A 15,323-nucleotide genomic window follows, 5' to 3' on the forward strand; every position below is an offset into this window, starting at 1 on the left:
GGATGTAATTTTGTTCTCGCTCATTTCATCACCCCGCATTTGTATAGTACGACATATTACTATGAGTGTCAAGGTAATATTTTAAATTAGGTACTCGGCTTGAAAAGTAAGCTATAAGGCAGCCCGTGTACAGAACATAAATATACCGATGCCCACTCCGGCTTATATATCGGTGTAGGCATCGGTATGAAAGTAGTAAGCTGCGCTATTTAACCCACAACTGCCGAGCGAGTCCTTAATCCTGGATACCAGCTTGCTTGTCCGACATGACTGTGACGTATCAACCGCCACCGCCCACAGACGCTCGTCGAACTCTTTAACGATCAGTGGCAGCGGGATTAGATTTCATGTAATGAAGGTTTCGAGTATCAGGTTGCTTTAGCAATCAGAAACCGCCGGCAAAGGCATTACCCGTGATCTGGAGATTAATCGCCTGTCCATTGCTACCTTCGACTTTCCAGGTTTTGTAATGAACCTGACGGGTACGATAGTTAAAAATAAAGGGCTCCACATATTAATCATGCATAATATGTAGAACCCTTTATTTTATTTGATATTTCTTAAAGATAAATTTTCAGTCCAAAACTTTATTTTCACTGAACACAAGATCAAAAACTATGTTGTTGCCCTCTACTCCACAGTCACACTCTTCGCCAAATTCCTCGGCTTATCAACGTCATTTCCGCGCGCAAGCGAAGCATAATAAGCCAGGAGCTGCAGCGGTACAACTGACAGCGCCGGCGACAGCAGCGGCAGTGTCCGGGGAATCGCGAACAGCTCATCGATCGATTTTCCGACCTCGACCTCGGTTCCTTCGTTAACCAGACCAAGTACATGAGCGCCGCGCGCTTTTACTTCTTTAATATTGCTGAGAGTCTTCTCGTACAGATCCTCCTGGGTGATCAGCGCAATAACCGGAATGCCTTCTTCGATCAACGCGAGAGTACCGTGCTTCAGCTCGCCTGCCGGGTATGCCTCCGAGTGAATGTAAGAAATTTCCTTAAGCTTGAGCGAGCCTTCCTGAGCAACTGCGAAGTCAATGCCGCGGCCGATGAAGAACAGATTGTCGTGCTTTGCCAGTGATTCCGCTACCTGCTTCAGTACTTGTGCTCTCTCCAGGATGCTCTCTACCTGGTCCGGCAGCTTCTGCATAGCGGCAAGCACATCAGCGATCCAATCCTTATCACGCGTTCCAAGCGTATCCGCCAGGAATAAACCATACAGCATAAAAGCAATCAGCTGCGAGGTATACGCTTTTGTCGATGCAACTGCAATCTCAGGACCCGCCTGCGTAATCATCACATCGTTCGCTTCACGCGACACTGAACTGCCCACAACATTCGTAATAGCCAGCACGCGCGCACCGCAGCGTTTTGCTTCACGCAGGGCAGCCAGCGTATCCGCTGTTTCACCGGATTGACTCACAACTATGACAAGCGTTTCAGGCGTTATAATCGGAGAACGATAGCGGTATTCCGAAGCGACATCAATCTCAACCGGAATACGGGCCAGACTTTCAATAAGCGACTTGCCAACCATGCCTGCATGGTAAGCCGTTCCACAGGCGACAATATGCACATTGCGAATCCCGCGGATCTGCTCCGGCGTCATGCCGATTTCCTTCAGCTCCACCGATCGCCCGTCTGCCGAAATTCTGCCCATCATCGTGTCACGATAAGCTTTAGGCTGCTCATGTATTTCTTTCAGCATAAAATGATCAAAACCGGCTTTTTCCGCCGTTGTCAAATCCCAATCGACATGAAATACTTCCTTGGAAATAACCTCGCCATCAATCGACCTTAATTCGACATTATTATTCGTCAGAATAGCCATCTCACCGTCATCTAAAATGTAAACATTGCGTGTATGCTCCAAGATAGCCGGAATGTCTGAGCCAATGAAATTCTCGCCTTCCCCGATGCCGATCACAAGCGGACTTGCATAACGCACGGCGACCAGCCGGTCCGGCTCGAATTCCGTTAACACGCCCAGCGCAAAAGCGCCACGCATCCGTTTCACGGCACGTTGAACGGCTTTAACGATATCTCCGTCATACTCCTCCGCAACCAGGTGAGAAATCACCTCGGTATCCGTTTCCGACAGAAAATGATGCCCTTTTGCAATCAATTCATCCTTCAGATCGAGATAGTTCTCAATAATGCCGTTATGCACGACCGAGAATTTGAACGAATTGTCGGTATGAGGATGGGAATTCTCATCGGATGGCTTGCCGTGCGTCGCCCAGCGTGTATGTCCGATCCCTACTGAACCGCGAAGCTCGTCTCCAACAAGCTTTTCTTCCAATACAGCCAACCGGCCTTTGGATTTGCGTACTTCCAATCCCTTATCCGTGAAAACGGCAATACCCGCGGAATCATAACCGCGATATTCCAGTTTTTTCAATCCATCAATCAAAATTTGCTGCGAATCCCGTTTACCGATATATCCTACGATTCCACACATTTTAATAGACCTCCGTTTGGGGTAGTATTCCCGAAAGAAACGGATGCCAACACATTTGTGGGACAGCACAGTCTATGGTTGCTGTCGATTTCAGGAAAGCATACGATTGGACCGTATACCAGCTGATATTTCAAGAAACCGTTCGTCTTATGCCGCCCTCTTCAGTTTGGCATCGTAAGCAAACGGGTACAAATAGCAAGATTCAAACATACTTAAAGATGAGCGCACAACAGCCTCCGTTGCTGCTTGCGCCTTCAATCGTCACTATCGCATCTTACCGACCCTTTGTACGACTGGTCGCCCTGTCGTTTTGGGAATCGGCTTTCGGTCAAATGCATAACCGGGAGGTCCCCGCCGAACAATCCGAACACCTCCACCTCGTCAGCTTGCCGCTGTCCACCGCAGGAACGTGTACAATAACCGTTCTGCAGCAAGACGATCACGCGCAAGCTCTGGCGCTTGTAAAGCTAATTGGCCGCTATCCTCGCTTTCATTTCTGGAATCATACTTCTTATCATATTCATTTTAACCGAACGGTGCAACTGCAAAATTTTCAACACATTTACATTCACAACATTTTCCTCTAAAATGCTTCCACTTCTATCAAGTATCGGCCCACTATTCTCCAACCATCGGAGCAAAGGAGGATATACGGTTGATGCGCAAGGTCCCGCTTCAAGGCGCTTGCCTTAACAAAATAAAAAGGCGGTTCTAATGGCGCCTTTAATCTTCTGCGCCCTTGGAACCGCCGTTCGAAACTTTATAATTAATTATTCCATGAGGCTAATTATTCATTCCATTAATCCGTAAGGCCGTGAATAATAAATCTTATACTCCGCCAAGCTCGGCTCTTACCGTATCTGCGATCTGCCTCACATACGCTTCCACCTGGCTTTTATCCGGACCTTCCGCCATGACGCGGATCAGATGCTCTGTGCCCGAAGCACGTACAAGCACGCGCCCATTGTCACCCAGCTCCTGCTCCGTTTCCGCGATAATAGCAGCAATAGCGGCATTGTCCTTGTACATCGTCTTATCGGCTACACGCACATTGACCAGCACCTGCGGGAACTTGCGCATCAGGTTCTTCTGCTGACTCAATTTCTGTCCGGAGCCCACCAATGTATTAACAAGCTGAAGAGCCGTAAGAATGCCGTCTCCAGTCGTGTTATGGTCGAGAAAAATAACATGGCCGGACTGCTCTCCGCCCAGATTGAAGCCGTTACGGCGCATTTCCTCCATCACATAACGGTCGCCAACCGCCGTCTGTGCGGTCTTGAGACCATGCTTCTGGGCAGCTTTAAAAAATCCGATATTGCTCATTACGGTCGTTACAACCGTATCGCCCTTCAGCGTACCTTCGCGCTTCATCGCATCAGCGCATATACAAAGAATAAAGTCGCCATCGACCTCTTCGCCATTTTCATCCACTGCAATCAGGCGGTCCGCGTCGCCATCAAAGGATAATCCAAGATCGGCGCCATGCTTCAGCACTTCCCCTCGCAAATATTCAGGATGCGTGGAGCCAACGCCGTCGTTAATATTAAGCCCGTTAGGTTCAGCGCCGACTGTGATGACCTCCGCTCCAAGCTCGCGGAATACCGTCGGAGCGAGCGAGTAGGCAGCTCCGTTGGCGCAATCCAGGAGAACCTTAAGACCCATGAATGAATGCTTCACTGTTGTTTTTAGAAAATCAAGATACAATCGCTGCGCATGCACATCCTCGGTCACGGAGCCAATCCCTCCGCCTTCCGGACGAGGCAACTGGTCTGTCTCTGCATCCATCAGCCGTTCAATCTCGAGCTCCGTCTCATCCGAGAGCTTGAAGCCGTCACCGCCAAAAAATTTAATTCCATTATCCTCAACCGGATTATGTGAAGCCGAGATCATAACGCCCGCATCCGCGCCCATGATGCGCGTCAAATAAGCGACGGCCGGCGTAGACACCACTCCCAAACGTACGACGCTTGCTCCGATAGACAGCAACCCTGCGATCAGGGCCGCTTCAAGCATAGGGCCGGAAATCCGGGTATCAAGTCCGATATAAACCTTTGGTCTCTCAGCCTTGCCGGCAAGAACATAACCGCCGCAGCGGCCGATTTTATAAGCGAGCTCCGGCGTTAATTCGCGGTTGGCAACCCCGCGCACACCGTCTGTTCCAAAATATTTTCCCATTGTAGAGTATCCCCTTTTAACCTTGAATTCTATATCTTTATGAATAATGACATTATTTCCTATGGTATAAGATATAGCAGCATTCTGTTTCTATGTATAGGTGAATACTGCTCAAAGAGCATCACGAATGATCAATGTATAGGTTTATGGATTAGTTCCACTACCAGCGCTGCTTTCCCCACTATCGGGCTGCCCGCTATTCGTTCCGTTACTGCTGCTGTTATTACTACTGCTACTGCCGCTGTCATTGGGATTTGTGCCTGGAGCTGCACCTGTATCCGCATCCGTTTCTGAATCCGGGGAATCTTCATTCCCATCCACAGAGCCGGGGTCGACTGTTCCCGAGGAACCGTCGACTCCACCACCTGAACTGTTCTCCGGAGTATTGCCTGAATCTGCATTGCTTGTCCCTGCCGGACTACCTGGATCTTCATTAGCCCCAGTATTCCCTGTACCTGTATTCCCTGTACCTCCATTGGTTCCTGTATCCCCGGGATTCACCGTATTTCCTGTCCCGGCGTCCCCTGTTTCATTCCCAGTCGTATCCGTAGAACCGTCTCCTGTCCCGGGATCCGATCCGCCAGCGGGCGGATCGGTTGTTGCCGCTTCATCCGTAATCTCAACTGTGACCGTAATCGGAATGGAGCTTGTCTGCTCAACAAAGCTGGGCAAATGCACATCCAGAGGCACAATATGGCTTCCCGGGCCCAAGCCATTCAAGTCGGCGATGAGCTGAACATCGCTGGCTCCAACACCAGCCAGCACGCTTGTTGCCCCTCTTACAGGCAGATCGATGGTTCCCGTCTCCGGAATAGTAATCTTGGCCTTCAATCCGTCAGAGAGTGAGATGAAGGTCACCTTCAGCTGCGTGAGTGTTTTAACAGATATCGGTACTAAAGTGTATTTTATCGTCACCTTCGAAGGATCGACTGACACAATCCCTTCTTTAGGAGGGATATTGAGCTCAATCGTACCTGATTGAGACAGCTTCGACAAGTCCACATTAATTCCATCGTAAAAATCATACTTATCGAGCTCGTCCTGGGGCCCATATATCGATACCTGATCCACGCTTGGGACGAATGTGTCCATAGCCAGGCCATCCGGCAGCTTGCCGGTCAATCCAATTTGCAGAGGCACCCTTTTGAATGGCATCGTAATCGGAATCTCTACCTCGACAACATTTGGAGTGGCAATGGCTTCGGGCATTTCCTGGCCTTCTTTGTCCAGCACAACGACCTTGACCTTCTTCTCGCTAATTGTCGATTCTTCATCTTCCACGGATACCTTGCCCCCGACAAAACCGACATCCTCCATGATACCCTCCGGCAGCGTGACATGAACGCGGTTGTTCGGCTTCACGATCGGCTGACCGAGCTTATATCCGTTGGCAGGCGTTCCCTCCGTCTGCACCTGGAACTCAAATTCCTTCGTAATCAACCGCTCCAATACGACCGTAACCGTACTCGGCTGCTTGGACACAATCTCCATGCCCTTGGGCTTGCTGATCGAGATAGGAAGCACCTGGCTTCCTTCCTTGGCCTCGCTCACGTCTACAGTTACTTGAAAGTCATCCGGCGTCGTTTGCAGCAGGCTCGATCTGGGCGCCCGAACCGTCAGCTGCACAGCCGTCGGCTCGACCAGACGAAGCGAATAATTATTCTCATCAAGTCCAACTGCTTTCACCTGCACCGCCTCATAATCCTTGACCTCCGTTAGGGAGGCGACTGAATTTGGAGACCGTTCGGAATCAAAATGGACGACTGCCCACAGCAGAATGCCAAGCGCGAGCGAAATGATTTTCAGGGCCGTTGGATGACTGAGCCATTTATCCATTCTCTTCGCCCCCTTTCCGTCTCCAGAAAGGCCGTTTCGATCCAGTATTTTCTTGTGCCTTGGGATTCGGATTAAGCTCCTCAAACAGCTTGGAAATCAATGACTCTTCCTTGATATCGCGGACAATCATGCCCCCCACAGCCAGCGAGACCTGTCCCGTTTCCTCCGACACGATAACCGAAACCGCATCGCACACTTCCGTAATGCCGATGCCGGCACGATGCCTTGTTCCAAGCTCCTTGCTGATAAAAGGATTCTCCGATAAAGGCAAATAACAGCCAGCCGCCATGATCTGATTGCCGCGCACAATAACCGCACCGTCGTGAAGCGGCGCATTAGGGATAAAAATATTAATCAGCAGCTCGGAGCTGACCATCGATTCCATTCGAATACCCGACTCAATATAGTCGGAGAGGCCTGTGCTGCGTTCGAATACAATCAATGCCCCGATTTTGCGTTTCGCCATATAGTTGACGGCTTTAATCATTTCCCCGATACGCTCGCTCACATCACGTTCAACTACGGAAGAGCGGGCAAATAGCTTGCCTCGCCCCAGCTGCTCCAGCGCACGCCTGAGCTCCGGCTGAAAAATAATCAGCACCGTCACGACCCCAAAGGTAAACATTTGGTTCATTAACCATTTAAGTGTATATAAATTAAACCAGGTACTAATGGCCCATGTACCAACGAGAACGAATATTCCTTTGAGAAGCTGGACCGCCTTGGTGCCGCGTACGAGCAGAATCAATTTGTAAATAATATAACTGACAATGGAAATGTCGATAATGTCCTTGATCCAATCTTTCCAGGTCAAATCTGCGAAATAGCTCATATGTCAGCCCCCAACACCAATTGCACAGGTCCTCTATCACATATATCGGATACTTAACCTTATTATCTTCTAGAAAAGAGGATATAAACCCTTTTTTTACGCTAAGAATTTATCAGAATTTTAATATTCTCCTGTTTGCCTTGGCAGGCAAACTCTATGCACCTCCTATAGCTATCCTTTAAGCAAGCTTTGGGCACAAAAAAACCTCCCGCATGAGGGAGGCAGTGGAATCAATAAGCCAAGCTGCTGATTGAATGTGAAACTTTGTACCAAAACCAGTCAAGCGCTTGGTCGATTGTTTTCACTTTCCCCGAGATATGGGCCGTCGACGCTTGGTACAGCGAGCCCTCGATAACCGTCACATCTCCATTCACTTCGCCGAGTACGTTGGCTTTTCCATTCTCTATAATTAAATTGCCGTTCACATGCGCGCCTGCTGGAACAGTCACGGTATCCCCATTGATAACAACGTGGGAAAGATCCGTTCCGCGCACCGTCAAATCCGTATTCTCTTCCCACATGGCAAGTGTGCTTGAGAACATCACAAGAGCAAAGACTGCCGCTACCGCGATAGCAGGGTGATTGCGAAGCCAGCCGGCCCAGCTTGGGCGGTTCCGCTTGACAGGCAGCGCGCTCATGATCCGCAGTTTAAGATCATCGGCTTGTGTTTCCTCAGCTTGTGGTCGAAAATCAATCAATTTATGGGTGAGCGCTTCTGTTCGCTCCAACTGCTCGAATCGTGCTCTACATGCCGGGCAGGAGAGCAAATGGTTCTTTAGCTGTAAGACATCTTCGCGGGGAAGCTCGTCGTCTAGATAATCATGCATCCATACAATGGCGACATTGCAATTCATAGCAGCCATTCCTTTCTTCAGTGTAACTCACAGCAGTATACGATACGTATGGTCGACGATGATGTTTCACTTTTTTTGAGAATCCGCTACGGTCATATCTTATCCTGACCCTTGATTATAACTTATGCTCGAGCTTCTTGCGGAGGAACTCCCGGCCGCGGTGCACACGTGTTTTCACCGTCGTAACCGGCATTTCCAGCACATCGCCAATCTCCTGCAGGGACATCTCCTGAAGATATCGCAGCACCATCACAGATTTATACTTTGCCGGCAGCGTCTCTATAGCCTGATGGATAATACGCTGCGTATCCGACAGCAGCAGCTCGCTCTCCGGCGTCTTGTCGTCGCTTGGGATCATCGCGTAACCATCCAGACCTTCGTGCTCACTGGATTCGGCATCCAACGAATAAACCGGCTTCCGCTTACGAAGCCGATCAATGCACAGATTGGTCGCAATCCGGTAAATCCAGGTCGAGAATTTCATTGTATCATCATAGCGGTCCAGATTTTTGTATACCCGCAGAAAAGCCTCCTGAACGACATCCTCCGCTTCCTGGCGGTTATACAGCATCCGGTATGCCATATGGTACAGCTTATCCTGATACATATCGACGATCTCCGCAAAAGCCCGCTGATCGCCTCTTAGTGCCAATTGCGCTAACCGCGCCTCAACTGATTTCACTGTTTCTCCTCCAGACACGCGCATGCACCAACTCCCGTCCGGTTGAACGTGCGGCTGCACCGATCCTGGCAAGGATCGAACCGATACCTGACGCTCATGCAAAAGCATTATGATACTTATTTGAATCCTGATTAACTCTGGAGTATACGTCAAAGGACCGGACGTAAGCGGAGGGACTCCTGCCGCCGGGCGTCCGGCCCTTGAAATAAACGTATCAGTTATTGGTCAGCCCGTATTGCGAAGGCCGGCTGCAATGCCATTGATAGTCAGCAGCACCTCACGCAGCAGCTCCGGATCATCCTCTTCACCGCGCGCTCGCGCCTCGCGCAGCTCCAGAAGAAGCTGTACCTGCATGTAGCTCAGCGGATCCACGTACGGATTGCGCAGGCGGATTGATTCTTGAATAACCGGCACATTATCCAGAATTTCGGCTTGACCTGTTATTTGTAGAATGAACGAAGACGTCCGTTCATATTCCTCTTTAATTTGTGTGAAAATGCGCTCCCGGATCGTGCTGTCCGTAATCATATCCGCGTATTCCGCGGCGATCTGCAGATCCGCTTTGGCCAGCGCCATCTGCAAATTATCGATCAGAGACGTAAAGAACGGAAACTGCTCATACATTGCGCGCAGTGTTTCCAACCGTTTCTCATCATCCTGCACATATTCCTGCAGCGCCGTACCGGCCGCATACCAGGCTGGCAGCAAATAACGGCTCTGCGTCCAGGCGAATACCCATGGAATCGCCCGCAGATCCTCGAAACGGTCACTGTTCTTCCGCTTTGATGGACGGGAACCGATATTAAGCTCGCCGATCTCCGGCAGCGGAGTAGATTCCTTGAAGAAGGTCAGGAAGTCGGGATCACGGAAAATCAGATCCTGATATTTGCGCAGCGCAGTTTCCGATATCCCTTTGGAGATTTCATCCCACTGGGCTACATCTGCAGCTTCCTGCTCCGGATAATTCGCCAGCCGCGCCGCGGTTATCAGCGCCCAGGTTGCTTGCTCCAGACTGCGGTAAGCAATGCCTTTCATGGAATAGCGGGACGAGAGCACTTCGCCCTGCTCCGTAATTTTTATTCCTCCGCCCACCGTATGGGGCGGCTGTGCCAGAATACTGCGGTTCAACGGCATGCCCCCTCGTCCAAGCGCACCGCCGCGACCGTGGAAGAATTTCAGCTTCACGTCGAATTTCTTCGCCGCGCTTGTAATGGCATTCAATGCCACCCGCAGCTCCCAGTTGGCCGTAACAGCTCCGCCGTCTTTATTGCTGTCAGAGTATCCCAGCATAATTTCATGCAGGTTTCCTCTGGCTTCAATCGCCTTGCGGTATACCGGCAGTTCAAACAATTTCTCCATAATTGCCGGGGCTTCATGCAGATCGTCAATGGTTTCGAACAAAGGAACAGCCTGCAGTGTGCAGCGGACATGCCCGCCGGTCTCCTGGCGGAACAACCCGACTTCCTTCGCAAACACCATCACTTCCAGCATATCGCTAGCGCCCTGTGTCATACTGATCAGATAGCTGGAAATACAGTTCTCGCCAAACTCCTGTTGGGCGCGATAAATCGTACGATACACATCCAGACACTCCTGCGTTCCTTCCGAATATTCAAAATGAGGGGAAGTCAGCGGACGCGGATCATTCAGCAAGCGATGAAGCAGCTCGATTTTCTCTTTTTCATCCAGCGAGCCGTAATTCTCCACGATGTTCATATTGGCTAGCACTTCAGTCATCGCATTCTCATGCTCTTGGCTGTGTTGACGCACATCAAGTGCGGCAAGATGGAAGCCGAACAATTCCACTTGGCGAATCAGCTTACGGATATGCGTATCAGCCACATAATCGGCAAAGTGATGGCGCAGACTGCGGTCGATAACAAGGAGGTCTTCCTTCAACTCATCTGCGCTGTTGTAACGCAGCGGCGAGTTTTTCAGCGTATCGTTATGCGTATTGACAAGCTTCTCAATCATATAGCAGAGTTTAATTTTATATGGCTCATTCTCATTGCGCCACAGCTCGATAGTGCGAAGCTCCACATGCTGACGGTCCTTTTGAATGGAATTCACCAATTCTTCAGAGATTGTTACGATATTCGTGCTGAAGCTCAGCTGCCCCATCAATTCACGAAGCAATTCATCATATTTCTCAAGCACAAGCTCACGTTGAAGCGTCAGGGTCTCCCAGGTAATCTTTGCCGTAACCGATGGATTGCCGTCACGGTCGCCGCCGATCCAGGAGCCAAATCTCAGGTAAGCAGGCACATGCCAGCGCTCATCCGGATAATACTTGTCCAGGCAGCGTTCGAGCTCTTCATATACGCTTGGGAGCACTTCGAAGAGAGTCTCGTCAAAATAATACATGCCATTGCGCACTTCATCGATAACGGTCGGCTTACGATCGCGCAGCTCATCCGTTTGCCAAAGCGTAAGTACCTCGTTCAGCAGCTTCTCACGAAGCTTCTCGCGTTCACGGTAGGTGAGCGACGGATTGTCGAGCTCCATAACTTCATGGGCGATGCGCTGATGGATGTCCAGCACGGCACGACGAGTGGCTTCCGTAGGATGGGCAGTCATGACCAATTCCAGAGAAATCCCCTCAATCATCGTCTTGACCTCATCAACGGCTATTCCCTGCTCCCTCAGTACCTGAACAGCGCTTTCGATGGAACCGGGCTGAACAGTTTCTCCTGCAGAGCGTTCATAGTCCCGTTTGCGCCGTATGCGGTGATTCTGCTCGGCAATGTTGACAAGCTGAAAATAAATCGCAAAGGCCCGGATGACTTGATGGCGAATTTCAGGGCTTAGCGCATCAATAACTTTTTTAAATTCATCAAAAAGCTCCGGAAGAAACTCAGCCCGCAGCGCCTTGCTCATTTCACGAATTTTCTCAACGATCTCAAGCAGTTCATGCCCGCCTTGGTGAACGAGTACATCGCCCAATATGTTCCCCAGAAAGCGGACATCGCGCCGTAGTAAATTGTTTGAGTGCGGCCGGTTGGCCGTCACAGCAGATGATTCTTGTTCCGACATCTTGATCCTCCTCAGATTCTGCTTAAAGCAAAACCTTTCCATAACGTATTTAAATCCGACAGATAAAAGTAACCAGAGAAGGTCCAAAGGTTAGCATTCCATTGCATCACCGATTACCGTCAGCAGAGCTTCGCAGACGGTTTTTTCACTTTTATTATCATACTACAAATTACGGAGCGGTTGAAGCTTTTTCATGGATGTACCTAAAAATCCCGTCGAATCCTGTAATACTCTGAAATGTAAAAAAAAGAAACCCTGAGATCAGAGTTTCCGGTTATTTGTTTAATGGAGCGGGTGATGGGAATCGAACCCACGCTATCAGCTTGGAAGGCTGAAGTTCTACCATTGAACTACACCCGCGCAGAAATGGTCGGGACGACACGATTTGAACATGCGACCCCCTGGTCCCAAACCAGGTGCTCTACCAAGCTGAGCTACGTCCCGTCAATGATTTCTGCAATTTTGTGAAAATGGCGTGCCCAGAGAGATTCGAACTCCCGACCTTTTGATTCGTAGTCAAACGCTCTATCCAGCTGAGCTATGGGCACTAATTATGGAGCGGAAGACGGGAATCGAACCCGCGACCCTCGCCTTGGCAAGGCGATGCTCTACCGCTGAGCCACTTCCGCATGTTTTGTGTCAGTCGCTTTATCTCAAGCGCGACAAGTAATAATATATCACGCTAACTGGGAGAATGCAAATGTTTTTTCAAAATAAAAATATTCAGATTATTTAAACGCATATTTCTAATTATTCCCAAGTAAACGCAACTTAATCCTGCTCTTTATAATTTATATCGCTTTATAAATCTCATGCTTATTGCTTTGTACCATTCAGAATCACCAACAGTAGTATACAGAGAATTGCAGGTAGTCCCTATGTATAAAAAGGACAGCCTGATGCGTTTAACGGCATCAGCTGTCCGAGTTTCTCAGTTATGGCCGCATAGAAGCGCCTCAGAGCTGTTTTAAAGCATCGGAACATCTTATGCTCCCGCAATAGCCATTAATGGCAAATTAACCTCTTCCTGCTCGTGATTCGCGTCTGCTGAAAGTCTATCCTGCCCTGCCAGGGAGTATGGCAGGCAAAGCGGCAGGCCAGTCCGGGGATCGGGAATAATATCCGCTTCAATGCCAAAAACATCACGCAGCACATCGGGGGTCATGACAGCACTAGGCGCCCCTTCACCCGATACTTTACCCGCCTTGATCGCGATCATATGATGCGCATAGCGGGAAGCGTGATTCAGATCATGCACCACCATTATGATTGTGCGGCCTGAGCTTGCATTGAGCTCCTGCAGCAATTCCAGCACCTCAAGCTGATGAGCCATATCTAGGAAGGTCGTAGGCTCATCAAGGAACAAAATATCAGTCTGCTGGGCGAGCGCCATTGCGATCCATGCTCTCTGGCGTTGACCACCGGACAATTGATCAATAGGACGATCCACAAATTCAGTCATTCTTGTTGATTCAATCGACCATTGAATAATGGACCGGTCTTCGCGGGTTAAGGAACCGAAGCCTTTTTGGTAGGGGAATCTGCCGTAAGAAACGAGTTCAGATACAGTCAAGCCATCGGGAGCGGTCGGGTTTTGAGGTAAAATAGCAAGTTGCTTTGCTACCTCACGCGTCGATTGTTTGTGAATGGATTTGCCGTCAAGCATAACTGCTCCGTTAACCGGAGACATGATTCGCGCCATGGTTTTCAATATCGTGGATTTGCCCGAACCATTGGCACCCACCAGGGCTGTTATTTTACCTTGTGGGATGGCCACGTTGAGATTATCCACAATAAGTCTGTTTTCATAGGCGATGTTTAATTGCGATGTCGTCAACCGAATCACTAAAATCCGCTCCCTTCAAAACCCTTGCATTTATTTGATAGTGATAATTATTCTCATATTATATAAGAATGATAACCATTCTCAAGTCATTCGTCAAGAGATGTTTTAGATTTCCCTCGAAATATTATAGACGATGTTACATTTTCTAGAACTCCATACTCAGCTCATGCACGAAGCCTTGTTTCCTCAATCATGCGGCATAGAGATTAATACTTCACTATCCATCCTTCGGGAGGGTATTGTTACGCCCCAGGAGATGTATGACGGCGTTCTGCATCGTTATTCGAGGTACTCCCAGCAAATTGTCGTTGAACAACGCCTGTAGGAATCTTGGATCTACAATATAACGGGTCCCCAATTAAGCCGCTGCCGCTAACTTCAAAATGCCCATCGGCTAGGAGTCTCAAAAGTGGCCAAGTCCGATCGATCGGATTGGCTGAACTCGCTCCTATTGTCGAATTTCCAAAGCCACGGCTTGCAGCTACCGGGGAAATCGTTGCAGCCGGCATGAATATAGGGTTTGATCAGTTGCGCAGAGCATACAGGGGTGAAAGCTTCATTGCTGATGTTGCAGCTTTATGGAGAAGCGTCAGCAAGTGAAATTAAACCGACATTCTTCGATAGATCCCATTTGGTTTATTATCGAACTCGTCTAAAAACATAAAAATCCGACTGTTCCTGAAAGAACAATCGGATTTTCGTGTTTGGGTACTTAACTCACCTAATTATTTAGGTGGTCAATTTACAGAACATAGGCCTGCTTCTGAAAATAAAAAACCCTTGAAATATCAAGGGGTTGAATTCAATATGGTGCGCGTAGAGGGACTTGAACCCCCACGTCGTGAAACGCCAGATCCTAAGTCTGGTGCGTCTGCCAATTCCGCCATACGCGCACGTTTGTTGCAAGTCCATTTTCAGCAGGCAGAAAATGGTGAGCCATGAAGGACTCGAACCTTCGACACCCTGATTAAAAGTCAGGTGCTCTACCAACTGAGCTAATGGCTCAAAATAAATGGCTGGGGATTCAGGGATCGAACCTGAGAATGACGGAGTCAAAGTCCGTTGCCTTACCGCTTGGCTAATCCCCAGCATTATGGTGGAGGCTGACGGGATCGAACCGCCGACCCTCTGCTTGTAAGGCAGATGCTCTCCCAGCTGAGCTAAGCCTCCAAATATGCAGTGGTGACCCGTAGGGGAATCGAACCCCTGTTACCTCCGTGAAAGGGAGGTGTCTTAACCGCTTGACCAACGGGCCGCGATAGCTGGCACTCCGAATTCCTTTCGGAGCCTGCTCATAAAACCTTACCCATTAAAATGGAGCTCTCAACCGGATTCGAACCGGTGACCTCATCCTTACCATGGATGCACTCTACCTACTGAGCTATGAGAGCAAGAATGGCTCCCCGAACAGGACTCGAACCTGTGACAACTCGATTAACAGTCGAGTGCTCTACCAACTGAGCTATCAGGGAACGGTAATACTGCGGGTGGTTACACCCTGAAAACTGGATACGAACGTTTGCGAAACGTTTAGCGGCTTGATTCCCTCCAGCCCTTCGGCTGACGGGTGGAACAAGACTGCTCTTGTTCCGGTGTAGGATA

Annotated in this window: 9 protein-coding genes and 11 tRNA genes; 1 reads left to right on the forward strand and 19 read right to left on the reverse strand. The window is 49.4% G+C overall.

Features of this window, described 5'->3' with window-relative positions; all coding sequences use genetic code 11:
• Positions 1 to 630: 630 nt before the first annotated feature.
• Positions 631 to 2,463 carry a glutamine--fructose-6-phosphate transaminase (isomerizing) gene (gene glmS / locus AC0YOB_RS38080; RefSeq protein ID WP_475797194.1) on the reverse strand — a complete coding sequence of 611 codons (1,833 nt, stop codon included), beginning with the start codon at positions 2,461 to 2,463 and terminating at the stop codon, positions 631 to 633.
• 74 nt (positions 2,464 to 2,537) lie between these two features.
• Here glmS and AC0YOB_RS38085 point away from each other — a divergent pair, with 74 nt between their 5' ends.
• Entirely contained in the window at positions 2,538 to 3,050 is a 513-nt protein-coding gene (locus AC0YOB_RS38085; RefSeq protein ID WP_475797195.1) for a hypothetical protein, read from the forward strand.
• A 241-nt stretch (positions 3,051 to 3,291) separates the two neighbouring features.
• On the opposite strand, the gene glmM is transcribed toward AC0YOB_RS38085, so the two are convergent.
• From glmM to AC0YOB_RS38175, 18 genes are all read right to left on the reverse strand, one after another.
• Positions 3,292 to 4,638 carry a phosphoglucosamine mutase gene (gene glmM / locus AC0YOB_RS38090; protein WP_475797196.1) on the reverse strand — a complete coding sequence of 449 codons (1,347 nt, stop codon included), beginning with the start codon at positions 4,636 to 4,638 and terminating at the stop codon, positions 3,292 to 3,294.
• 144 nt (positions 4,639 to 4,782) lie between these two features.
• Positions 4,783 to 6,474: a CdaR family protein gene (locus AC0YOB_RS38095; RefSeq protein WP_475797197.1), complete on the reverse strand. Its 1,692-nt coding sequence runs from the start codon at positions 6,472 to 6,474 to the stop codon at positions 4,783 to 4,785.
• Entirely contained in the window at positions 6,467 to 7,306 is an 840-nt protein-coding gene (gene cdaA / locus AC0YOB_RS38100; protein WP_210047176.1) for a diadenylate cyclase CdaA, read from the reverse strand. The genes AC0YOB_RS38095 and cdaA overlap by 8 nt, the downstream gene beginning before the upstream one ends.
• A gap of 230 nt (positions 7,307 to 7,536) precedes the next feature.
• Positions 7,537 to 8,160: a zf-HC2 domain-containing protein gene (locus AC0YOB_RS38105; protein WP_210047177.1), complete on the reverse strand. Its 624-nt coding sequence runs from the start codon at positions 8,158 to 8,160 to the stop codon at positions 7,537 to 7,539.
• Between the two features lie 115 nt (positions 8,161 to 8,275).
• A complete protein-coding gene (gene sigW, locus AC0YOB_RS38110) occupies positions 8,276 to 8,842 on the reverse strand; it encodes an RNA polymerase sigma factor SigW (RefSeq protein WP_210047178.1) in 567 nt (188 codons plus the stop codon).
• Positions 8,843 to 9,067: 225 nt separating this feature from the next.
• Entirely contained in the window at positions 9,068 to 11,875 is a 2,808-nt protein-coding gene (ppc, locus tag AC0YOB_RS38115) for a phosphoenolpyruvate carboxylase (protein ID WP_475797198.1), read from the reverse strand.
• A 286-nt stretch (positions 11,876 to 12,161) separates the two neighbouring features.
• Positions 12,162 to 12,235, reverse strand: a tRNA-Gly gene (locus AC0YOB_RS38120).
• A gap of 7 nt (positions 12,236 to 12,242) precedes the next feature.
• Positions 12,243 to 12,319: transfer RNA gene (locus AC0YOB_RS38125), tRNA-Pro, on the reverse strand.
• Positions 12,320 to 12,346: 27 nt separating this feature from the next.
• Positions 12,347 to 12,423, reverse strand: a tRNA-Arg gene (locus AC0YOB_RS38130).
• 6 nt (positions 12,424 to 12,429) lie between these two features.
• A tRNA-Gly gene (locus AC0YOB_RS38135) sits at positions 12,430 to 12,504 on the reverse strand.
• 356 nt (positions 12,505 to 12,860) lie between these two features.
• Positions 12,861 to 13,721, reverse strand: a complete 861-nt coding sequence (locus AC0YOB_RS38140) for an ABC transporter ATP-binding protein (RefSeq protein WP_475797199.1) — start codon at positions 13,719 to 13,721, stop codon at positions 12,861 to 12,863.
• 808 nt (positions 13,722 to 14,529) lie between these two features.
• Positions 14,530 to 14,614, reverse strand: a tRNA-Leu gene (locus tag AC0YOB_RS38145).
• Between the two features lie 36 nt (positions 14,615 to 14,650).
• Positions 14,651 to 14,726 (reverse strand) — tRNA-Lys (locus AC0YOB_RS38150).
• An 8-nt stretch (positions 14,727 to 14,734) separates the two neighbouring features.
• Positions 14,735 to 14,809, reverse strand: a tRNA-Gln gene (locus AC0YOB_RS38155).
• Between the two features lie 6 nt (positions 14,810 to 14,815).
• A tRNA-Val gene (locus tag AC0YOB_RS38160) sits at positions 14,816 to 14,891 on the reverse strand.
• A 10-nt stretch (positions 14,892 to 14,901) separates the two neighbouring features.
• Positions 14,902 to 14,976, reverse strand: a tRNA-Glu gene (locus AC0YOB_RS38165).
• A 60-nt stretch (positions 14,977 to 15,036) separates the two neighbouring features.
• A tRNA-Thr gene (locus tag AC0YOB_RS38170) sits at positions 15,037 to 15,112 on the reverse strand.
• Positions 15,113 to 15,117: 5 nt separating this feature from the next.
• A tRNA-Asn gene (locus tag AC0YOB_RS38175) sits at positions 15,118 to 15,193 on the reverse strand.
• Positions 15,194 to 15,323: the final 130 nt, after the last annotated feature.

Source organism: Paenibacillus sp. JT31N17 (assembly GCF_056269255.1).

Coding starts and splice junctions, on each gene's coding strand:
- glmS (WP_475797194.1), bottom strand. CDS start 2,463: ATGTGTGGAATCGTAGGATATATCGGTAAACGGGATTCGCAGCAAATT.
- AC0YOB_RS38085 (WP_475797195.1), top strand. CDS start 2,538: ATGGTTGCTGTCGATTTCAGGAAAGCATACGATTGGACCGTATACCAG.
- glmM (WP_475797196.1), bottom strand. CDS start 4,638: ATGGGAAAATATTTTGGAACAGACGGTGTGCGCGGGGTTGCCAACCGC.
- AC0YOB_RS38095 (WP_475797197.1), bottom strand. CDS start 6,474: ATGGATAAATGGCTCAGTCATCCAACGGCCCTGAAAATCATTTCGCTC.
- cdaA (WP_210047176.1), bottom strand. CDS start 7,306: ATGAGCTATTTCGCAGATTTGACCTGGAAAGATTGGATCAAGGACATT.
- AC0YOB_RS38105 (WP_210047177.1), bottom strand. CDS start 8,160: ATGAATTGCAATGTCGCCATTGTATGGATGCATGATTATCTAGACGAC.
- ppc (WP_475797198.1), bottom strand. CDS start 11,875: ATGTCGGAACAAGAATCATCTGCTGTGACGGCCAACCGGCCGCACTCA.